Origin of the sequence: Pseudoalteromonas sp. MMG010 (assembly GCF_018100905.1) — a bacterium.
Taxonomy (GTDB): domain Bacteria; phylum Pseudomonadota; class Gammaproteobacteria; order Enterobacterales; family Alteromonadaceae; genus Pseudoalteromonas.
In genome coordinates this window covers 41,789-62,032 of sequence record NZ_JAGJEG010000011.1, presented here as the reverse complement: position 1 = coordinate 62,032, position 20,244 = coordinate 41,789, and the positions used below count along the sequence as shown (strand labels likewise).

Annotated in this window: 22 protein-coding genes and 1 riboswitch; of the genes, 7 read left to right on the top strand and 15 right to left on the bottom strand. The window is 36.8% G+C overall.

The genetic code is table 11. The features are described from left to right. Positions 1–112: 112 nt before the first annotated feature. The 3 genes from J8L70_RS12110 to J8L70_RS12100 all read left to right on the top strand — a co-directional run bounded on the left by J8L70_RS12110 (position 113) and on the right by J8L70_RS12100 (position 1,428). Positions 113–313: a hypothetical protein gene (locus tag J8L70_RS12110; protein ID WP_211055850.1), complete on the top strand. Its 201-nt coding sequence runs from the start codon at positions 113–115 to the stop codon at positions 311–313. Between the two features lie 14 nt (positions 314–327). After that, positions 328–849 (top strand): hypothetical protein, encoded by a 522-nt coding sequence (locus J8L70_RS12105; protein ID WP_211055849.1) that lies wholly within the window; start codon positions 328–330, stop codon positions 847–849. A 231-nt stretch (positions 850–1,080) separates the two neighbouring features. Then, positions 1,081–1,428: a hypothetical protein gene (locus J8L70_RS12100; RefSeq protein ID WP_247664805.1), complete on the top strand. Its 348-nt coding sequence runs from the start codon at positions 1,081–1,083 to the stop codon at positions 1,426–1,428. A 19-nt stretch (positions 1,429–1,447) separates the two neighbouring features. Here the strand turns inward: J8L70_RS12100 and coaD are convergent, their stop codons facing one another. Next, entirely contained in the window at positions 1,448–1,927 is a 480-nt protein-coding gene (gene coaD, locus J8L70_RS12095; protein WP_211055847.1) for a pantetheine-phosphate adenylyltransferase, read from the bottom strand. 193 nt (positions 1,928–2,120) lie between these two features. Here coaD and J8L70_RS12090 point away from each other — a divergent pair, with 193 nt between their 5' ends. Further along, entirely contained in the window at positions 2,121–2,777 is a 657-nt protein-coding gene (locus J8L70_RS12090; protein ID WP_211055846.1) for a TetR/AcrR family transcriptional regulator, read from the top strand. A gap of 107 nt (positions 2,778–2,884) precedes the next feature. Continuing rightward, entirely contained in the window at positions 2,885–4,342 is a 1,458-nt protein-coding gene (thiI, locus tag J8L70_RS12085; RefSeq protein ID WP_211055845.1) for a tRNA uracil 4-sulfurtransferase ThiI, read from the top strand. A gap of 28 nt (positions 4,343–4,370) precedes the next feature. Here the strand turns inward: thiI and J8L70_RS12080 are convergent, their stop codons facing one another. Both J8L70_RS12080 and J8L70_RS12075 read right to left on the bottom strand, forming a co-directional pair. Continuing rightward, entirely contained in the window at positions 4,371–5,273 is a 903-nt protein-coding gene (locus tag J8L70_RS12080; protein WP_211055844.1) for a 2-dehydropantoate 2-reductase, read from the bottom strand. Further along, complete coding sequence (locus tag J8L70_RS12075) at positions 5,266–5,616, bottom strand: VanZ family protein (RefSeq protein ID WP_211055843.1); 351 nt, start codon at positions 5,614–5,616, stop codon at positions 5,266–5,268. The genes J8L70_RS12080 and J8L70_RS12075 overlap by 8 nt, the downstream gene beginning before the upstream one ends. 149 nt (positions 5,617–5,765) lie before the next feature. Between J8L70_RS12075 and J8L70_RS12070 the strand changes: the two genes are divergently transcribed. After that, positions 5,766–6,248: a YajQ family cyclic di-GMP-binding protein gene (locus J8L70_RS12070; RefSeq protein WP_211055842.1), complete on the top strand. Its 483-nt coding sequence runs from the start codon at positions 5,766–5,768 to the stop codon at positions 6,246–6,248. A gap of 81 nt (positions 6,249–6,329) precedes the next feature. On the opposite strand, the gene J8L70_RS12065 is transcribed toward J8L70_RS12070, so the two are convergent. The 10 genes from J8L70_RS12065 to J8L70_RS12020 form a co-directional block, all read right to left on the bottom strand. Further along, positions 6,330–6,584: a hypothetical protein gene (locus tag J8L70_RS12065; protein ID WP_211055841.1), complete on the bottom strand. Its 255-nt coding sequence runs from the start codon at positions 6,582–6,584 to the stop codon at positions 6,330–6,332. 2 nt (positions 6,585–6,586) lie between these two features. Then, positions 6,587–6,988: a hypothetical protein gene (locus J8L70_RS12060; RefSeq protein WP_211055840.1), complete on the bottom strand. Its 402-nt coding sequence runs from the start codon at positions 6,986–6,988 to the stop codon at positions 6,587–6,589. Positions 6,989–7,055: 67 nt separating this feature from the next. Beyond that, the gene (locus J8L70_RS12055; RefSeq protein WP_211055839.1) at positions 7,056–7,379 is read right to left on the bottom strand and encodes a DUF883 domain-containing protein; all 324 of its coding nucleotides are present in this window, start codon (positions 7,377–7,379) and stop codon (positions 7,056–7,058) included. A 508-nt stretch (positions 7,380–7,887) separates the two neighbouring features. Beyond that, a complete protein-coding gene (locus J8L70_RS12050; protein WP_211055838.1) occupies positions 7,888–9,846 on the bottom strand; it encodes a response regulator in 1,959 nt (652 codons plus the stop codon). Between the two features lie 26 nt (positions 9,847–9,872). Next, positions 9,873–10,364 carry a response regulator gene (locus tag J8L70_RS12045; protein WP_211055837.1) on the bottom strand — a complete coding sequence of 164 codons (492 nt, stop codon included), beginning with the start codon at positions 10,362–10,364 and terminating at the stop codon, positions 9,873–9,875. 15 nt (positions 10,365–10,379) lie between these two features. Beyond that, a complete protein-coding gene (locus J8L70_RS12040; protein WP_211055836.1) occupies positions 10,380–11,840 on the bottom strand; it encodes an ATP-binding protein in 1,461 nt (486 codons plus the stop codon). A 2-nt stretch (positions 11,841–11,842) separates the two neighbouring features. Further along, positions 11,843–12,067: a histidine kinase dimerization/phospho-acceptor domain-containing protein gene (locus J8L70_RS12035; RefSeq protein ID WP_211055835.1), complete on the bottom strand. Its 225-nt coding sequence runs from the start codon at positions 12,065–12,067 to the stop codon at positions 11,843–11,845. Beyond that, the gene (locus tag J8L70_RS12030) at positions 12,064–13,431 is read right to left on the bottom strand and encodes a sigma-54 dependent transcriptional regulator (protein ID WP_211055834.1); all 1,368 of its coding nucleotides are present in this window, start codon (positions 13,429–13,431) and stop codon (positions 12,064–12,066) included. The genes J8L70_RS12035 and J8L70_RS12030 overlap by 4 nt, the downstream gene beginning before the upstream one ends. 307 nt (positions 13,432–13,738) lie before the next feature. Further along, entirely contained in the window at positions 13,739–13,933 is a 195-nt protein-coding gene (locus J8L70_RS12025) for a hypothetical protein (protein WP_211055833.1), read from the bottom strand. A 45-nt stretch (positions 13,934–13,978) separates the two neighbouring features. After that, positions 13,979–14,149 (bottom strand): DUF1328 domain-containing protein, encoded by a 171-nt coding sequence (locus J8L70_RS12020; protein WP_211055832.1) that lies wholly within the window; start codon positions 14,147–14,149, stop codon positions 13,979–13,981. Positions 14,150–14,419: 270 nt separating this feature from the next. Beyond that, positions 14,420–14,597: riboswitch (cobalamin riboswitch) on the top strand. A gap of 35 nt (positions 14,598–14,632) precedes the next feature. Between J8L70_RS12020 and J8L70_RS12015 the strand changes: the two genes are divergently transcribed. Continuing rightward, positions 14,633–16,459, top strand: a complete 1,827-nt coding sequence (locus J8L70_RS12015; RefSeq protein WP_211055831.1) for a TonB-dependent receptor — start codon at positions 14,633–14,635, stop codon at positions 16,457–16,459. A 56-nt stretch (positions 16,460–16,515) separates the two neighbouring features. Here the strand turns inward: J8L70_RS12015 and msrA are convergent, their stop codons facing one another. Together msrA and J8L70_RS12005 are read right to left on the bottom strand one after the other, a co-directional pair. After that, positions 16,516–17,052: a peptide-methionine (S)-S-oxide reductase MsrA gene (gene msrA / locus J8L70_RS12010; protein ID WP_211055830.1), complete on the bottom strand. Its 537-nt coding sequence runs from the start codon at positions 17,050–17,052 to the stop codon at positions 16,516–16,518. 91 nt (positions 17,053–17,143) lie between these two features. After that, the gene (locus J8L70_RS12005; protein WP_211055829.1) at positions 17,144–20,242 is read right to left on the bottom strand and encodes an efflux RND transporter permease subunit; all 3,099 of its coding nucleotides are present in this window, start codon (positions 20,240–20,242) and stop codon (positions 17,144–17,146) included. Positions 20,243–20,244: the final 2 nt, after the last annotated feature.

Below are 20,244 nucleotides of genomic sequence, written 5' to 3'. Positions count from 1 at the left end.
TTTTATTTAGTTGTGCGGGATTATTATTTTTTAATAATTTCTTTAGCATTAATGAAAATAATAAATTTTTTATTAAATTAATTAAAAACAACTATTTAAAAAGGTTTACATAATGCAAATTACATCAAATTCTCAACTGCAAATGCAATCATACAGCAATATGCAACAATCAAGTGCGTTAACAGAACAAAATGCTAGTAATAAAACCCTCGAATCTGATACAGTTAGTATATCGCAAGATGCACTATCGGCTGCTAGCAATGATGTCGAACGTAATCCAGTCATTTTACCGGGCACTATAAAGCCTAAGTAGTTTTAAGGTTGTAAATGTTATTAACTGAGTTATTTGGTTTTTTCTCTCTTTCGGCGCTGAGCATGTGGGGGTTTTTAATGGCCTTCTTTTTTAATGCTTTTGTCTTCGTAATAGGTGTAAATCGAAATACAACCTTGTTACTCAGTTCTTTTATCATGATGATTTCATATTCAATATCAGATTATTTCTTTAATTGGCTTTCAATCTATAACACGACTTACCTTGATTGGGTTGTGTACGACATAGCGACCATCGCTTTCTTACTGTTTAGTTTATATTTTATTAAAAATAAAACGCCATCGTTTAACTATTTACTTATAGGCTTATCAATAAACGCTATTTTAGCTGTTTTTATGTTCATCGATACGTCAATTCTACTTAATAATCAACCGTGGTTTTTTTGGAATGTTTATACCTTCTCAGTATTGATAGTGGATTTACTAATGATAGCCGCATTAATAATAGATAAAGATTTTTTACATCTTAAAAAGATTAGGCTTATAGGCAAGAAAACTTCTTATATAGTCGGTAGCTAATTTAACTTTCACAAGTTTTACTATATATTAGGCAACTACGTTTTATAGCTTGGAAGCTACAGGGATTATATGTCTGATATTATTTGGGCTTTGGTTTACGCAAGCCCGTATCTTGCGGTGTTCATTTCTTGGTTTTTTTTAATAGCATTTCTGTTCAATCTGTCTACAAGTATTAATAAAAAAAATAAAAGTAGTTTAGTCCTTTCATTTATCATGATGGTGTCATACTTCATGACCAATTTGATAGATATGTCTGTGGCAACTCATATGGATTACTTGCTATTTGATGTTTCTACTATCTTTATTATTATAGTGTTTAATTTCTTCTCCCCATGGGAGAAGCCAGCTGCTTTTTACTATCTCATAGTGGGGTTAAGCATTAATGCCAGTTTATATTTAATGATGCACTACGATATCAATATAGCTAAAACTCTAGAATACTGGTGGTTTTGGGCTTTATATGCTTTTTGGGTATATATAAATGACTTTTTAATGGCATTAGTTTTAATTTTAAATAAAGACTTTTTACGATTAGCTAAATTTATTAATCACAACTTCTCTAACAAGGTCGTTAGTTAAAACTAACGACCTGGTGTCGTTAGGCCCACTTTTTTATCAGTGCTTGTTGTATTATTGGGTGAACAAATTCGCTTACATCACCGTTGTGCTTTGCTACTTCTTTAACTAATGTTGATGATATAAATGAGTTCCCTTCAGAAGGTGTCAGAAAAACACTTTCTAAATCAGGGTTTAGTCTCCGATTCATATTGGCTAGTTGAAACTCATAATCAAAATCAGACACCGCTCTGATCCCTCTTATTAATACATTCGCCTGTTGGTCTTTTGCTAAATCTGCGAGTAGTCCGCTAAAGCCAATGACCTTTACATTGCTTAAGTGACTTAAAATACTTTTTGCCATGCTTACGCGCTCATCTAAGCTAAAGCAAGGCTGTTTACTTGGATTATGAGCAATGGCAACAATCACTGTACTAAACATGTTTGCAGCACGGTGGATTAAATCGGTATGGCCATTTGTTAAAGGATCGAAAGTACCCGGGTAGATAGCGACTATATTCATAAACTGACTTAACTTAGTTGTGTCTTAATTAGGTTAAGTTTAACAGCCTTTATAAGACAAATCATTTCGCGCTGTGAAACATATATTAATACATAGCAAAATTAGAAATATTCATGCCTGTATTTTAATTGTTATTATTTGTTTATACTTCATCATTACTGTAAAAATACTGAATTAAAGCTGGATAACAGAAATGAATACCAAGGAAAAGATTATACATACCAGTATTTCGTTATTTAACGAGTTTGGTGAGCGATCAATATCTACCAATCATATTGCATCGCATTTAGGGATGAGCCCAGGGAATCTGTATTATCACTTTAAAAATAAAGAAGATATTATTCGTCATATCTTTGCACTTTATCGTGATCACTTAAATACTCACTTTAAACCAATTAATACCGATGATGATGCATTTTTGCATTTAAGCGACTACCTAGATTCATTATTTGAACTAATGTGGCGCTTTCATTTTTTCTATGACAATTTGGGGGTCATTCTCGCTCGAGACAGCCAACTAAAACAAGATTACATAGATTTTCAATCGGTATTGTTAGGCCAAGTACAACGTATTGTGATTGGATTACGCGACAGCGGCATGATAAACATCGATGAGCAAGATACAATAGAGCTTGCCCATACATTAAAATTAACTGTAAGCTTTTGGACTCCTTATGTAAAAGCTCGAAGAGTCAGTGGTGAGCTGGCAAAAGAAGATATTTACCGTGGCATCCTTAAAGTGTTGGCTTTATTTAAAGCTTACAGTACAGAGAAAAGTTTAGTTAAAATGAATGTGCTACGTGATAAATACTCACAATTAGCCAAACACGCCCCCAATGATGACGAGTAAAATTTAGGCTCTGGTATTTTATTGAGCATTCCTAGACGCTAAATTTTTTGTTATAATCGCGCGCCCAATGCCTGGGAGCGCGAATTCCCGCAGTCTAAGAGTGAACTATGCTTAAATTTATCGTTAAACTACATCCTGAAATTGCCATTAAAAGCCGTTCGGTACGTAAACGCTTTACAAAAGTGTTAGAAAACAACATTAAAATTGTGTTGCGTCGTGTTGACGAAAAAGTGCAAGTGCGTAATAACTGGGACAATATCTCGGTTGTTACTTTATTAGCTGATGAGCAGACTCGCCTAGACTTTATCGATAGTTTACAACGTATTCCGGGCATCGTTCAGTTTATTGAAGTAACCGAAACGCCATTTGCTAGCTTGCATGATATCTACGAAAAAGCATTAGAGCTAATTGGCCATACAATTGAGGGAAAAACTTTTTGTGTGCGCTGTAAACGTATCGGTCAACATGACTTTACCTCTACTGATGTAGAGCGTTATGTTGGTGGTGGTTTAAATCAGCATGTAAGTGGTGCAAAAGTAAAACTTAGTCGCCCGCAAGTTACTATTCGCTTAGAAATAAAAGATGATAAAGCGTATGTTGTAACACAAACTCACTTGGGAATGGCTGGGTTTCCATTACCAACGCAAGAAGATGTGTTGTCATTAATGTCAGGTGGTTTTGACTCTGGTGTGGCTAGTTATCAGATGATCAGAAAAGGGGCACGTACTCACTTTTTATTCTTTAATTTAGGGGGAGCTGCTCACGAAATTGGCGTGAAACAAGCCAGCTATTACTTATGGAAAAAATATAGCTCAACCCACAAAGTTAAGTTTATTACGGTTGACTTTGAACCGGTGGTTGCAGAGATCCTTGAAAACGTTGAAAACAGTCAGATGGGTGTTGTATTAAAACGTATGATGATGCGAGCTGGTAGTCAGGTTGCTGAAAAATTGAATATTCAAGCATTAGTCACTGGCGAAAGTATTGGTCAGGTATCAAGCCAAACGTTAGCCAATTTAAGCGTGATTGACCGCGTAACCGAAACACTAATTTTACGTCCACTTATTCAACATGATAAGCAAGAAATTATAAACATTGCACGTCAAATTGGTACTGCTGAAATGGCTGAAACCATGCCGGAATATTGTGGTGTGATTTCTAAAAAGCCGACGGTTAAAGCTAAAATTGACGTTATTAAAGCTGAAGAAGAAAAATTTGATTTTGATGTATTAAATACCGTGATAGAAAATGCTCGCGTAATGGATGTGCGTGATATTGATGTGGAAGCTAAGCAAGAACTAAAAGAGGCTGAGTCGGTAGCCGAACTACCTGAAGGGGCTGTCGTTGTTGATATTCGTTCACCTGAAGAAGAAGATGCAGCACCACTTGAAATTGATGGCGTTGAGGTAATTCATTTACCTTTCTTTCGCTTAGCTACAAAATTTGGTGATTTAGCGAAAGATAAAGATTATTACCTTTATTGTCAAAAAGGGGTTATGAGCCAATTACAGGCACTAATACTACATGAAGAAGGTTTTACGACGGTAAAAGTGTACCGTCCATAAACGGTTATATTAGGTATTAAAAGCGTGGTTAAACCACGCTTTTTTTTGCCTTAATTTTATGAAGTAGCTGATCATTGTACGGCGTATTAATATTGTATAATTTGCCTTGATTACTAATATAGCCACAAATAGCATCTATTTCAGTGGCTCTTTTATGTTTTACATCTTGATGCATTGAAGAGTAGTTTTGTGCTGTAAGGTACATAATATGGTATGCGTGGTTTAATGCTTCAACTAAGTTAACATGGATGCCTTTAGCGTTAGCTACATGGCATGCTTCGGCTAATAAATGAGTAATTATTGAGTTAAATTTTGGGGCACGTAATTGGCCATTTTTAACATTATGTAAAGCTGTTAAAGGGTTAATAGCAATATTTACTAATAACTTTTCAAATCTTAAAGCATCTATGTTCTGCGTACAACTAAGTAAAGGAATACTCGATAGTTGTTTAAATACATCATTGAGTCTGTTTTGTGCTGTTGTATTGCAAGCACCAATCACACTACTTCCTTTTCCGCTGTGCTGCACGATGAAATCATTACTTTTATAGCCAGCCATATTGGTACTTAAAAAAAATAAGGCTTGCTCAGTGTTAAGTTCAGTTGATAACTCTTCAACATTCCCCATTCCGTTATGACTTAACACAATATTACACTGCTCAGGTATATAAGGTTTAAGTGCAGAGAAGGCCGATGCAACCTGAAAAGCTTTGACAGTAAATATAATGATATCGGGTTTAGCTGCGTGCTTGAGTTCGGACAACGAAATACACTGCGCATTAATTGCTTGAGTAGGGGAGTTTAATGGGCTGTAAAAACGTGTATTAGTTGTATTTTTTCGACTGAGTAATTGTACTTTATTCTCATTACCTAAAAAGTAACTAAATAGTTGCCCAATGGCACCATCACCCACAATCAGTATGTTAGCCATTTGATTTTCTTTTATATTTAAATACGATAACTTTAACTAAAAAATAGCTAGCGGCCCCTGCAAAGTCTGCCACAAAGTCGGCAAAAGAGGCTTGTCTATAAGGTAGGCTATCTTGCATGATTTCTATGCCAGCGCCATACAGTGCTAATAATAAGATTTGGCTATAAAGAGGAAGTTTAAATGCTTTATCCATAATAATTGCAAGCACAAAAAAAATACCAAAATGGGCCACTTTATCAATATGAGGAAATAAGTTAGCCGCTCCTTTTACTTCTTTAGCAAATAAAAAGGTAAAAATAGCAATGCTAATTAAAAAAATAGCTTGATACACACGCCTAGTCACGAATATTCCTATAATCGCTTATAAATGAAGCAACAGTATACCAAACAAAAAAAGTATCGCACCTGAACAAATGGTAGAAAAATGTAAAGTTTTATAAATTAAACGGTATAATTACTTCATTATGTTTTTTAAAAGAGCAGGAGTTAGCAATGCCGTCATTTGACATTGTATCAGAAGTAGAAATGAACGAAGCGAAAAATGCAGTAGATAATGCCAATCGCGAATTAGAAACTAGGTTTGATTTTAGAGGTGTTGATGCATCCATTGAATTAAACGATAAAACAATTAAATTAAAGGCAGAGGCTGATCAACAAGTCATGCAACTGTTTGATATTTTGGCTAATAAAATCTCTAAACGAGGGATGGATGTAGCAAGCTTAGAGTTACAAGATATTACTCGCGCAGGAAAAAATGTGTTTCGTAATGTTGCCCTAAAGCAAGGTATCGAGAAAGATATGGCTAAAAAAGTAGTGAAAGCCATTAAAGACTCAAAAGTAAAAGTGCAAGCTGCGATTCAGGGCGAAGAAGTACGCGTTACTGGAAAAAAACGCGATGACTTACAAGCGGCAATGCAAGTTGTGCGTACCGCTGAGCTAGGTCAGCCTTTTCAGTTTAAAAACTTTAGAGATTAATAGAAGTATCAACCACTTGATATAAGTACGCATGTATCAGTGCCCCCATATAAAGCTATCATTTGATAAGTGATAGCTTTATCAAAAAATATTCGCCAATTCAGAAATAATAAAACGTTTAATAGCAATTTTTTTCAAGCTAATATTTTTCTCATTTGCCTCTTCTCGTATTGCTCCTAAAGCAAAAGCACCCATAATCCCTTTTGGCGATGTAATAAGTGATGTACATGCAGATTTTGCTTTCTTAGTGTAGGTTTTTTCAAGCGCTTTAGCACGGTTCAACTTGTTATGTTGCTGCTTTACATGATCGCGTTGCTTTTGTAATAAAAATAACATAGCTACTCCTTAAATGACGCAATAGTGCGAGGTAAACCGACTTGCATCAGTAATCTTTTTACCACAGATAAACAACCAGCAAATAAAGCGATATTTCCCACTGCTAATATCACTAAGGTGATTATGACAGAAGCAAAGAATGTATTAAGCAGCACACCAATAAGTATGTTTAAAATAATATACACGCTAAATGCAATAAAGGCTGCACACATGAATGCTAACACCGCATACATAATCGCAGTTGCGCTCAATTTAGTTTCTGCGCTTGCTAGTGAATACACTGTTTTATAACGTAGTAATTTTATTTTAGCTAAACGAGCAACCACCTTATAGCTATACCTAAATGAGGCATCTTTTTGCTTTATTGTGTCGCCATTGTTTTGCTGTTCCGTATTGGTTTGCATATTTTCTCCTGATTATGTTACTTCAATTAACAACGTATGTTGTTAATTGAAGTTGTGCTTATATACATTATTTTTTGTTAAATAATGCAGTCACTAACATACCTGCGGCGAAAGCCAGTCCAGCGGTTGCTACAGGGTTCTTTACGGCATAACTTTTCACTGATGATTTATCCCATTTAGACAACAACTCTTGTTGTTTCAGGCTTAAATTTTCACTGCCATCTTTTGCACTTTGTTTTAAAGATGTTTCTGTTGCAGCGGCCTTTTCAGCAAGAGCATCTACAGAGTTGTGCAGGGTTTCTTGTACTTTATCTGTCATTGGGTGCTCGGTAGTAGATGATGCTTTTGTAGTTGATTGCGCTTCGGTGACTGTACTTTTTTGCTGTGACATAATTTGCTCCTAGAATGACTCGTATTTATTAGATTCAATTAGTTAAGTGCAAACCGTATGCCTTGTGTTAAGTTGTTGATATTTATGCTTTAATTTTGTTTTTATTTGAATGCTATGAAAAATTTAGTGAGAACTTTGAAATAATTTCATATTGTGTTGTATAAAAATAAGGGGCTATAACGTGGGGGGAACCTAACTTCTTAGATGACTTGTTATTATGCCTTAAAATAAAGTTATTATGTCTTAAAATAAAGCGGTATTAGTTGAGTCGTTATTATGTGAGTTAATGTTTTAAATGAAGTTTTAGAATTTATAGGGCAGATACTGGTTTGTAAAAAGGGCGAATGAGTGGAGTGATATCATTATACTCTGATATAAAATATCACGCTAACTCAGTGTTATTACGACATGTTACGATGCGTGTCGTGTCGCAGCAACCTAGCTTTAATTATGCAGTGTAAAGTCGTGTTATCAATTACTATAAACAGAGAAAATACACTGAGTTTTATCAAAGACGTTGCTGGGTTAACCATTGTGTAAGCGTGTCTTTATTAATAGGCTTTAACAGGTGCTGCTTAATATTATATCGTGTCAAACAGGCCTGACTCACATGACTGCCACTTAAAATAGTGACCTTCCCGGTGATTGATTGTTGAAAAAAAGCATCTAAAAAATCATCTGAGTTTAAGTCGGGTAAACCTAAATCAAGTAAATGAAAGTCAATGTTATGATTTGATTTTGCGGTATCTATAGCCGTTAAAGCATTTTTACTGTGTAGTACATCACAGCCAAGTTGATTTAAAATCATTTGCATAATTGTTGCGCTATCTTCATCGTCTTCGACTAAATGAATTAGTGTTTTTTTGGCGGGGGTTGTCGCTGCTGTATTATCATTTTTATTTATGTTTTTAGCATGCAAGTTTGCTGTTAGCACATGCCAAAGAGACTCTTTGTTAATTGGTTTAGCAATTAAATCATTAAATCCTTCTTGAATTAAGGTGTCATGCAAGCCTTTACCCATAGCGGCAGTCATGGCAATAACACAGAGCGATGGTTCAACCACTCTCATTTTTACAATCGCTTCTTGCCCCGTCATTGCCGGCATATGAAGGTCCATAATAACCATATCATATTGCTGGTGGGTGCCAGCAATGTCAGTGACTTTTTGTAACGCTTGCTCACCATTGCCTGCGTACTCTACTTGCAGCCCTGTTTCGCTTAAAAACAAGCCAACTAATTGTCTGATTTCAAATACGTCGTCAACAACTAATACTTTTCCCGTTAATTGCGGGGTAGTTAATGATGAGTGCTCTTTTGCATCCAGATTAAAATAATAATCAACTAATTGATCACTGCTGGTATGGCAAGGTAAAGATAAAGTAAAGCATGATCCTTCTCCAATCGTGGAATCAACAGTGATTGTGCCTCCCATTTGCTTTACAATTTCGGTAGAAATAGAGAGGCCTAAACCGGCTCCACCTGCACGTCTATTTGCTACGTCTTCAATTTGTGTAAAAGCACCAAAGATGTCATTCAATTGGCTTTTACTCATGCCTATTCCGGTATCTCGTACTCGAACTTTTAACTGTTTTTGCTGTGCGAAATACTCAACACTAACAGTGATAAAACCTTTATCGGTAAATTTTATTGCATTGCCAAGCAGGTTTAACAGCACTTGCTTAAAACGAATATCATCGATTTCAATTTGTTCAGGGAGTTTTGTTTTTCCAACAAACGTTAATGAAAGCCCCTTATCAATAGCGCTTACCGAAATTAAAGAGTTAACTTCGGCTAATAACTGCTGAAAATCAGTGGGTTTTGCTCTTAGTTCAAATTTATTGGCAGCAATTTTTGATAAATCGAGGACATCATTTAATAAATTTAATAAGTGAGATCCGTTATTGGCAATTACTTTTAACTCTTGTTGAAATGGTTTTGTATTCTCATTATCGAGTAATAATGAGGTATACCCTAATATTGATGTAAGAGGGGTGCGTAACTCGTGGCTCAAATGGGCAATAAATTTATCTTTGGCAATACTTTGAGCTTCGTTTTGCTGACTAACAACTTTTGCAAATTCGAGTTCTTTTCTGGCAATGGCATATTGAATTGATTTTTCAAATACGACTTCATCAATTGATGATTTCATGATGAAATCTTGTGCGCCGGCTTTAATGACTTGTTTGGCAACCTCGTTATCATCTTGGCCTGTTAGCATCACAATAGGTGTTGCTAGCTCTGCATTAGCGACGCTGTGCAGAATCTCTATTCCTTTATAACCAGCTAAATGATAATCCAAAATACATAAATCGAAAGTACGCTCTTTTAAATAATTAACAGCATCATGCTTTTCATAGCATGAAACAAATTGACATTGCTGACCAAAAAAAGATTCCAGTCGACTTTCTATTAAAAAAGTATCATCTTCGTCATCGTCAATGACCAATACAGAGCGTACGTTATTCATGTTAACTGCCTTATAGTATTTTAATTTTATTTATAAGGAGGAGAAACGATGCCAGCACGATCAAATGAAGGTACAGTGGCACATTCAAACCAATATTCGTTAAATTGTTTCATCATATTCACTAAACTTGAAAAGTCGGTGGGTTTTACCATATACGATGACGCACCTAAGCCATAACCTTCGGTGATATCTTCTCTTTCAGCACTGGTTGATAAAATAACAACGGGTATTTTTGACAGTAAAGCGTCAGACTTTAAACGTTTGAGTGTTTCTCGCCCATCAAGAATGGGCATATTTAAATCGAGTAAAATTACATTGGGCATCACTTTACTCCCTTGCTGTGCGTATTCCCCTTCACCTTTTAAGTAATCGAGTAACTGTTGTCCATCGGCAACGGCAAAGCAATTATATTCAGACCCAGCAGCTTGCATCGCGTCTTGTGCGAGTAATCTGTCATCTTCATCATCATCGGCCATTAAAATGGTGTATGGTGCATTTATATCATTCATAGTTTGCATTTAGATGCCTTAGAGCTACTGTTTGATGCTATTAAGAAAGTTTATAGCAGGCAGAGTTACTGAAAATTCAGCACCATTAGCTTGCTCGCTTATTGCATGTATAACCCCATTATGTCGCTCAACGACACGTCGACATATTGCTAAGCCGATCCCGGTTCCTTTATATTGCTGTCGAGAGTGTAAGCGCTGAAATGGAGCAAATATTTTGTCAGTGTATTCTTGGCTAAACCCGATGCCATTATCTTTTACCGTAATGGTGATCCAGTCAGCGAGACCTTCTAATTCAATTTCCTCGGGTTGAGTTGTCGAGTGCACTGAGATTGACACATGAGGATCGCTCTCATGTTGTGAGAATTTTATCCCATTAGCCACTAAATTGAAAAACAATTGTTGCATTTGGGTGGGATCTGCATCGATCGTTGGCATTTCTTCGATTGTTATTTTAGTGCCTGCCTCTTCAATAAGTACGTTTAAGTCATCAATACAATCTTGAAAAATTAAGTTAAGTTCAACTTTTTGAAAGTCTTTGCCTCGAGTACTCACTCGAGAGAACTCCAATAAGTCACTTATTAATTTACTCATTCTTGCTGCTGCACCACGCATACGTTGCAAATAATCACGCTGTTTATCATTGAGGTTGTCTGATTGGGTATCTAGCCTATCGCCAAAGGCCATTATTTTTCTTAGTGGCTCTTGTAGGTCATGTGAAGCAACAAAAGCAAAGTCTTCGAGTTCACGGTTACTTCGCGTCAGTTCTTCAGAAAATAGTGAGAGCTCTTTGGTTCTCTCATCCACGGCTTTTTGTAGTCGTTGGTTTTGCTGTTCAACTTCTGTTTGACGCTCTATTTGGCTTTTAATATTTACTCTAGCAAGTAAAAACACGCCGACAATCAAGGCAAAACTAATTAAAAATGAAATAATAAAATTATTTTGTGATTCTCTAGAGGACTTTTTTAGTAAATCGACTAAATTACTGTTAATGGTTTGCTCTTTGTCTTTTAATTGCGAAAACAATTCTTTTATTGCTATTTCACCTTGTTGTACTTCATTACTTTTAACCGGGGGGAGAGGGCTGTTCGACTGTGTTTTTTCAACAGCATTTTGCATATTAATTTGTTGTTGTTTTATTAATGAAAGTAGCTTTGAAAATAATTTACTTTGACTACCCTCAGAAAAAGAAAGTGTGTTTGACGTGCTAATACTTTGATTTATTTTATCCATTGCGTTATTAAATTCACTTAAATAAAGTGGATTCTGAGTAAAATAAAATTCTCGCTGATTTGCTTGCGCTGTAAGTAGTGCAACATGTATTTGCTGATATAAATTGATTGTTTTAGATGAGTGTCTTATGTTTTGCTGTAGTTCAGTTAATTCTTTAACTGTTGTTCTACTTAAAAAGGTATTCATCGAAAAAAATACAACCGCAACAAGCAGTAATATGTTGGTCGTATTTTTAAACCCGTATTGCATTTTCATTATTATCGTTTCTCAAATTCAGTGTTTTTTTCTAAATATTCAAACAAGGTTTGTAGTTGTGTGCTGCATAATTTTGCTTGCTCAATAATTGTTGTCGCAGCAGCGGTTACTTTATTTGAAGAGTCGGGTGTTTGCATTTCAATGAGCATTTTAATTAACTCAGCCTGCATACTAATCGCGTTTAGTGGTTTGCGTATATCGTGTACTTGTTTATTTAAATTACTCATAAAGGCTCACCGTAGGCGTGTAAACGGTTATAAAGGGTTTTTGTTGAAATTCCAAGCATATCTGCAGCCATGGTTTTATTACCGTCGACCTCTTTTAATGTGGCGTAAATTAATGTTTTTTCTACTTCTTCAATGGTTTTACCGGCACTAACTATTGCTGAGTTATGATTATTTTTTGCATTTGAAAACGGAGAGGCAAAAGAGCTCGGAACCTCTAGCTGTTTTGTACCAGGTTCACTCATAATAAATGCGCGGTGTAATGTGTGTCTTAACTCTCGTACATTGCCAGGCCAATCATGATTAATAAAGCTACCCATTTGGCTTGTTGTCACTGCAAATGACTCTTGATGTTCTTGATTGAGTTCAGTTAAAAAGGTATTGACTAAAAGAGGTATATCTTCTTTTCTTTCACGCAGTGGGGGAATGTTAATAGGAAATACGGCCAATCTAAAATATATATCTTCTCGTAATATATTATCTTGCGCAATCTCTTCTAGTGTTCGGTTTGTGGCACTAACAACTCGACAGTTAATAGGAATTTCTTGTGTCCCGCCAACACGGCTAACGCGTTTTGTTTCGAGTACCCGCAGTAAATTAGGCTGCATATCGATGGGCATTTCTGTTACTTCATCAAGAAACAAAGTACCAGATTGAGCGCGCTCAAATACGCCTTGCTTTTGTCCTGTAGCCCCTGTAAATGAACCTTTTTCGTGACCAAATAATTCACTACCAATTAACTCTTTTGATAATCCACCACAGTTGGTTGCAATTAAGTCACCTTCGTAATCACTTGCATTATGCAAAGCCTGAGCAACTAACTCTTTACCGACTCCGCTTTCACCCATTAGCATGACATTGGCGCTGCTACGGGCTACTCGCTCAATCATTTTATACAGCTTTTTCATTGCTGGAGATTCACCAATTAAACAATCAAAGTGTGCGTTTGGTGCAATGGCAGGAGTTTGTTTTTGGCTAGGTGATGATGCCGCTTTTTTGGCGGGTGGTGTTGTTTTTTTCTTCGGTTTTAGCGCATTTTCAATGTCTTCACGTTCAATTGGTTTCATTAAATAATCGACATTGGGGCCAGTGATATCACTGATAGCGGTTTTTATTTTTGGGTTACCAGTAATGAAAGTACAGCGCGATTTTTTTCCGTTTTTAACCATGTAATCATATACATGCAACCCACTCCCATCAGGGAGCATAAAATCAATAAAAACATGGTCATAATCATTATGTTGTAGCCATTCTTGGGCTTCTTTTACTGTGACGGCTACACAAACAATGTGGCCTAAGTATTCCATTATATGACTAGCAACTTCAGTAAAGTTAATATCATCATCAATTAATAAAATCGATTTCAACTGATTATCTCCTGTTAATATAAGTTATATATCAGTATGTTAAAGCATCCTAAAAGGATTTATAACTATTGTTATTAGTGCAACCGAATAATGTTGCTTATGATAAAACCTGATTTATGAACCACAATGGCATATACAAACTTAATTTACAGTTAAAATATGTACCCAATTAGGTATATACGCTTAAATTAAAATTAAAGATCATAATTAATTTTTTTATAGGGTGTGGTATTGGTAAATTTGGGGAGGAGTTAAATTTTTTCAAGAAAGTAAGAGGTAATTATTACCTCTTACTTAAAGAATATATTTAACAGTTTTCATTTTCTGCATTTACACCTTCTTTAACGCTTTCACAGGCATCTTCAATTGCATTGCCAGTATCTGTCGCCATTTCATCGAGTGTTTCACCTGCATTTTCAGCGGGACCATCGTCACACGCAGCTAAGCCAAAAGTTAGTAGGGTACTTAGTGATAATACTTTTATAGCGTTTAATGTTTTCATAATTATTCTCCATATAATAAAAATTGAGCTAAGGGTGCTAAATATTTAAGGCCTTTTGCCTCTAACTGCATTTGCGATTAGTGAAACAACTAACAGCAGTACAAATACAAAAAACAGAATTTTAGCAATACCTGTTGCTGCTCCTGCAATACCACCAAATCCAAATATAGCGGCAATAATTGCAATAACAAAAAAGATTAATGCCCAGCGTAACATAGTTAATTTCCTCTATTGTTGAACCTTGTTTCGGTTTTTGTAAAAACTTATTAGATATATTGCTAGTTAAGTGCCAACATTTAACTTGTTGTTTTTAAATGTTAATTTGTTGTCTTTGTTTTTGTTATGGGAACTTTTTACAGGCTGTTAAGTAAAATTTTACTTCATTCATTGCAAAATATACTCACAGGGCTAAAGGGTATAAAAGACGCTTTACATTATTTTTGGCTATATAGACGTCCATTGACATTGGTAAACAAAATGCTCACAATAACGGCCTATTTTCAAGGTGCTAATAATGGCTGCTTATACATTATTAGATAATCGGGAAGTTGGTGCGTTTTTACTATGATGACAATCCCAACACTGCCCCCGCAACGGTGAAGCGATAGCGTATTTTCATGCCTTATCCTGAGTCCGGAGACCGGCCTTGATGCAATCTTACTTACTAAATCTTTGCGGTGGGCAAAGGTAGGGGACATCATGTTATATAAAACTGCTTTAGGCGTGGCAATCTCTGCTGCGTTATCACTTTCAGTGTCTGCAAACCAAGATATCGAAAAAATCACCATTACAGCGAATAAATTTGAACAGCCATTAAGCGACGTTTTAGCCAGTGTAGAGGTAATAGAACGTGCTGATATTGAAGCTAGTAATGTTAGAGACTTACCGACTTTATTAGGTACCCAAGCAGGTATCCAAGTAAATCCAAACGGTGGTTTTGGTCAAAATTCGGGAGTGTCGTTACGTGGTACCGGCTCAGGTGACACGTTAATTTTAATTGATGGTGTACGCACTGGTTCGGCAACTTTAGGGCAAAAAGCGCTAAGTAATGTCCCTTTAAATAGTATTGAGCGTATTGAGATCGTAAAAGGCTCGCGTGCTGCAGTTTATGGTTCAGATGCCTTAGCAGGTGTTATAAATATTATCACTCGCCAAGCTAATAACATTTCACTTGATGCGACCTTTGGCTCAAATAATTATCAAAATTACCAATTAGCAGGGGCGGTTCAAAAAGCGGGGTTAAAAACGGCTTTTAATGCTGGTTTTGAAAAAACTGATGGTTTTGATGTGTTACAAGGTGCTGGCCCTGATGATGATGGATATGAAAATAAAAATTTAGGCTTTAATGTTAATTATAGTGATAGTCAATTAGGTGATGTTAAGCTTTTAGGTCAATACAGTGAAGGCTTCGCAAACTACGATAGTGGTTTTAGCCCATTTGATAGCACCGTCGAAAATAATGAGTTTAAAAACTATCAAATTGCCCTAGGTTGGAGTAAAACTTACGAAAACCAATCGCATCGTATAGATATATCGTTTGCAACAGATGATTCTGATAATACCTACACTGATTATTTTTCGGGTGATGCGTTAACAAGTACTTTCATTACTAAACGCAGCCAAATTGATTACAGTGGGCAATATACATTTAATAGCGAATTTAATATCAGCGGTGGTGTAAATTGGTATAACGATGATGTATCACAGAGCTCTATTGTTTTTGATGAACAAAGCCGCGATGTTTTAGCTGTATTTGTTGGGGCATATTTTGATAATGACCAGGTACTTGCAAACCTTACTTTGCGTAATGATGATGACGAAAAGTTTGGTAACGAAACGACTTATACCGCTGCAGCGGGTTATCATTTGTCTGAATATGCTGTTTTTCGCGTTAGTCAAAGTACGGGTTTTAAAGCCCCTACCTTTAATGATTTATATTATCCAAACTTTGGTAATGCAGATTTACAACCAGAAACGTCTTTAAATACAGAAATAGGCTTAACGGTTAACTATCATTCAACGAGCGTTGATGTTGCTATATTTAGAAACGATATCGAAGACAAAATTGATTACGATGCTAACTTTGCATTAGCCAATATAGACGAAGCCCGTTATGAAGGGGTTGAGTTTAGCCTATCAAACCAAGTGTTTGGTATAGACAGTGATTTAAACGTTACTTATTTAACGGCTGAAAATACTGTGACGGGTGAACAACTTAATTACGTTTCTAAGCAGACACTAAATTGGGCATTAGCAAAAGAATTAGGCGACTTTGATGCCAGTATTAGCATGCAATATCGTGGTGATAGAGAGGGAAGCGTATCGCGATTAGGTTCGTATACATTATTTAATGTTGCGGGAAATTATCAGTTAAATGATCATATTGCGTTTTCATTACGTGTAGAGAACCTATTTGACCGTGAGTATAACGTGGTTGACTCAAGCTCAGATTTCGTAACTGGCGATGTATACTATTATAATACGCCTGAACGTCGCTTTTTTGTTGGTGCAAGTTACCAATTTTAATTCGCAAAAAATGAAAATAAAAAAGCCCGTAAGGGCTTTTTTTTAACTTAAATCAGTTAGTTGGTTAAGTATGCCTGGTACATTGCTGCAAACTTTTTAAGCTTGGGCGCAATTAAGATACTGCAATAGCCCTGTTGAGGGTTTTCGTTATAATAATTTTGATGGAATACTTCTCCAGGGTAAAAAATACCCGCGGGGCTGACCTCAGTTACAATTGGCTCACTACAATGTTTTTGTAATTGCTCAATCATTTTATGGGTTTGTTGTTGCTGTGTTTCATCATGGTAATACACTACGCTTCGATATTGTGTGCCGATATCATTACCTTGTCGGTTTAGTTGTGTTGCATCGTGCAGGGTGAAAAACATGGCAAGCAGAGTGTCAAAGCTTATCACGGTATGATCAAATTCAATGTTAACTACTTCAGCGTGGCCCGTTGTACCCGAGCAAACCGATTGATAGGTTGGATCATTGGTTTCGCCGCCGGCATAGCCAGAGCATACTGAGAGTACACCGTGTACACGTCTAAATGCTGCATCAATACACCAAAAACAGCCGCCGCCAAATGTAGCAACTTGTGTTGTTAAGCTCATAAGTATTCCTAAATGTATATACAGGTTAAAGTTAAAGGGCGAGCATAAAGTGTCTGCGTCGCAACAACAAGGTTACGACGCAATACCGTCATTAGATCTTTTCAACAGGTTTATCTGCTGCTTGCTGGTCTAACTTTTGCTGTAAAAACTCAGGGGATTGTGTGTTACGTGCAAGTGCATAATATGCAGCTGGTACAACAAAAAGAGTGAGTAGGGTCGACACTATCACTCCAGTAAATACCACCACACCAATTACCATGCGGCTTTCTGCACCGGGCCCTGTGGCTAATACTAAAGGCACGGCACTCATAACCGTTGTTAAAGAGGTCATTATGATTGGGCGTAAGCGCTGTGTAGCAGCTTGTAAAATGGCTTCTTTAAACTCTACGCCTTTATCGCGTAATTGGTTAGTGAATTCGACAATGAGAATACCGTTTTTAGCACTTAACCCTATAAGCATAACAATACCAATTTGGCTGTAAATATTTAAGGTTAACCCTGTAGACCAAAGCCCGAACATTGCGCCCATTAAACCTAATGGTACGGTTAGCATGATAACAAAAGGGTGCATAAAGCTTTCAAATTGAGCGGCAAGGACTAAAAAGGTAACGGTTAGCGCTAAAATAAATACATAAGTCATCGCAGACGCACCTTCGTAATAAAGCTGTGATTCGCCTTTATAATCAATAGCTCCATCGATGTCATTTTCTTCTGCGGCTACCTCATTTAAAAAGTTAAGCGCTTGCTCAAGCGTATAACCATCGGCTAAGTTAGCACTTAAAGTAATGGCTCTCATTCGGTTATAACGATTTAAACGTGAGGCCGTTGCTTCTTCTTTTAGACTAATTAAGCTATCAAGAGGGACGAGTTCACCACTGCGTGATTTAAGATAGATATTTGAAATGTCAGTCGGGTTGCTAAAATCGGCTTTAGTCCCTTTTAAAATGACATCGTATTCTTCTCCACGGTCGATAAATGTAGTTACTCGGCGCTGTCCTAGCATTGTTTCAAGGGTAGTACCTACATCTGAAACAGACACCCCTAAATCGGCGGCTTTATTTTTATCAATGCTGACTAAAAACTGTGGGAATGTTTCTTTGTAATCATGATCGATTCTAACAAGACCTGGATTTTTTTCTGCGCGTTTTATAATTCTATCGCGCCAATCAGCAAGTTGCGTATAGTCATTGCCTTGTAATACAAATTCAATAGGTTGAGAAACACCTCTGCCACCTATACCTCTTCGCATAATGGCAAAAGCTCTAACATCGGTAACTTCTTGCATTTTTTGGCTGATTTCATCCATCACTTCCCACGTTGAACGTTTTCTTTCATCCCAATCAGCCATACCAATAATCGCTACACCTCCGCTGTTACCGAAACCAGGAACTCGCACTAGCACGCGACTTAACTCTCCTGATTCTGAGTAAGGGGTAAGGCGCTGCTCTATTTTTGCCATATTGTCAGCGTTATTTTCATAACTTGAACCTTCAGGGCCATTCATGAGTATATAAAATGTACCTCTATCTTCTTTTGGTGTTAGCTCAGAAGGGATTTTTGTGAACAATGAGTAGCTTACAAAACCTGCTAATAATAAGCTGATTAATAACCCCCACTTACGAGTCATATTAGAGACTAAAGAGCGGCGGTAACTTGCTTCAATTTTACCAAAAACGACATCAACCCATTGATTAAATTTACTTTGCTTAGTCGATGGTTTTAAAAACTTAGAACATAGAGCTGGTGAAAGAGTTAATGCTGTTACACTAGAAAAAAACACTGCGGCACTTACCGCCATAGCAAACTCTGTGAATAGCGCTCCTATACGACCATCCATAAAAACTAGAGGAACAAATACTGAAATAAGCACCAACGTTGTTGCAATAACGGCAAAACCCACTTCACGAGCACCGCGATATGCCGCAAGCAATGGGGGTTCTCCAAGCTCTATACGGCGATATATGTTCTCTAACATAACAATGGCATCATCAACGACTAAACCAATTGCAAGCACTAGGGCAAGTAGGGTTAGCAAGTTAATCGAGTAGCCCATTGCCAGTAAAAACATAAAGCTACCCACAAGTGCAACAGGCACTGTTACTGCCGGTATTAACGTTGCACGTATATTTCCTAAAAATATAAAAATTATAAGTACCACTAAGCCCATCGAAATAACCAGCGTACTGTACACTTCGTTAATAGACTCTTTTATAAAGATAGATGAGTCATAGCTGTTTCCAATTGTTGTACCTTGTGGCAGGTTGCGTTTTATTTTTTCAATTTCTGCTCGTGCATTATCAACAACAGTAAGGGTGTTTGCTTTGGCTTGTTTTACAATGCCTAAGCCAATCATATTACGGCCATTACCACGAAATAAGCTTTCGTCGTCGGCTGCTTCTAAATGTACGTCGGCGACTTCGCCCAAACGAACTAAGTACCCCTGTTCACCACGTTTAACAACAAGGTTATTAAAGTCACGTTGATCTTTGTAGCTACGCGCAGTTCGTACCGTAAAATCACGGTCAATCGATTCAATTTCACCTGCGGGTAATTCGACATTTTCGGTGCGTAAGGTGTTTTCTATATCATTTGCAGTAATCCCACGAGCTGCCATAGCTTGGCGATTTAACCAAATTTTCATTGCATACTTTCGCTCGCCACCAATGCGCACATTAGAGACACCATCAACTACAGCAAGTCTATCAACGATGAAGCGCTGTGCGTAATCCGATAATTGTAATGAGTCCATTGAGTCACTGTTTAATACAAACCATACAATGGGGCTTTCATCACTATTTGATTTAGACACTTCTGGCGGGCGCACCTGATCGGGTAAGCTGTCAAGTGCACGCGCTACACGTTCGCGTACATCGTTGGATGCGGCATCGATATCACGATTAATATCAAACTCAATGGTAATGTTTGATTGCCCATTTCGACTTGATGAATTGATACTTTTAATACCTTCGATACCCGAAATGCGGTTTTCTATTATTTGGGTTATTTTGGTTTCAATGATTTCAGCAGAGGCACCGGTATATTCGGTACTGATATTAACAATTGGGGTTTCAATATCAGGATACTCACGCAAAGGCAGCATACTAAAGGCGACTAAGCCAAAAGTGAGTAATAGTAAATTTATTACAATGGCAAAAACAGGGCGTTTAACGCTAGTGTCAGTAATTTTCACGC

What these genes read in the sequence shown, in the direction of transcription:
- J8L70_RS12110 (WP_211055850.1), top strand. Translation starts at nt 113, where the DNA reads ATGCAAATTACATCAAATTCTCAACTGCAAATGCAATCATACAGCAAT.
- J8L70_RS12105 (WP_211055849.1), top strand. Translation starts at nt 328, where the DNA reads ATGTTATTAACTGAGTTATTTGGTTTTTTCTCTCTTTCGGCGCTGAGC.
- J8L70_RS12100 (WP_247664805.1), top strand. Translation starts at nt 1,081, where the DNA reads ATGACCAATTTGATAGATATGTCTGTGGCAACTCATATGGATTACTTG.
- coaD (WP_211055847.1), bottom strand. Translation starts at nt 1,927, where the DNA reads ATGAATATAGTCGCTATCTACCCGGGTACTTTCGATCCTTTAACAAAT.
- J8L70_RS12090 (WP_211055846.1), top strand. Translation starts at nt 2,121, where the DNA reads ATGAATACCAAGGAAAAGATTATACATACCAGTATTTCGTTATTTAAC.
- thiI (WP_211055845.1), top strand. Translation starts at nt 2,885, where the DNA reads ATGCTTAAATTTATCGTTAAACTACATCCTGAAATTGCCATTAAAAGC.
- J8L70_RS12080 (WP_211055844.1), bottom strand. Translation starts at nt 5,273, where the DNA reads ATGGCTAACATACTGATTGTGGGTGATGGTGCCATTGGGCAACTATTT.
- J8L70_RS12070 (WP_211055842.1), top strand. Translation starts at nt 5,766, where the DNA reads ATGCCGTCATTTGACATTGTATCAGAAGTAGAAATGAACGAAGCGAAA.
- J8L70_RS12065 (WP_211055841.1), bottom strand. Translation starts at nt 6,584, where the DNA reads ATGTTATTTTTATTACAAAAGCAACGCGATCATGTAAAGCAGCAACAT.
- J8L70_RS12060 (WP_211055840.1), bottom strand. Translation starts at nt 6,988, where the DNA reads ATGCAAACCAATACGGAACAGCAAAACAATGGCGACACAATAAAGCAA.
- J8L70_RS12055 (WP_211055839.1), bottom strand. Translation starts at nt 7,379, where the DNA reads ATGTCACAGCAAAAAAGTACAGTCACCGAAGCGCAATCAACTACAAAA.
- J8L70_RS12050 (WP_211055838.1), bottom strand. Translation starts at nt 9,846, where the DNA reads ATGAATAACGTACGCTCTGTATTGGTCATTGACGATGACGAAGATGAT.
- J8L70_RS12045 (WP_211055837.1), bottom strand. Translation starts at nt 10,364, where the DNA reads ATGCAAACTATGAATGATATAAATGCACCATACACCATTTTAATGGCC.
- J8L70_RS12040 (WP_211055836.1), bottom strand. Translation starts at nt 11,840, where the DNA reads ATGAAAATGCAATACGGGTTTAAAAATACGACCAACATATTACTGCTT.
- J8L70_RS12035 (WP_211055835.1), bottom strand. Translation starts at nt 12,067, where the DNA reads ATGAGTAATTTAAATAAACAAGTACACGATATACGCAAACCACTAAAC.
- J8L70_RS12025 (WP_211055833.1), bottom strand. Translation starts at nt 13,933, where the DNA reads ATGAAAACATTAAACGCTATAAAAGTATTATCACTAAGTACCCTACTA.
- J8L70_RS12020 (WP_211055832.1), bottom strand. Translation starts at nt 14,149, where the DNA reads ATGTTACGCTGGGCATTAATCTTTTTTGTTATTGCAATTATTGCCGCT.
- J8L70_RS12015 (WP_211055831.1), top strand. Translation starts at nt 14,633, where the DNA reads ATGTTATATAAAACTGCTTTAGGCGTGGCAATCTCTGCTGCGTTATCA.
- msrA (WP_211055830.1), bottom strand. Translation starts at nt 17,052, where the DNA reads ATGAGCTTAACAACACAAGTTGCTACATTTGGCGGCGGCTGTTTTTGG.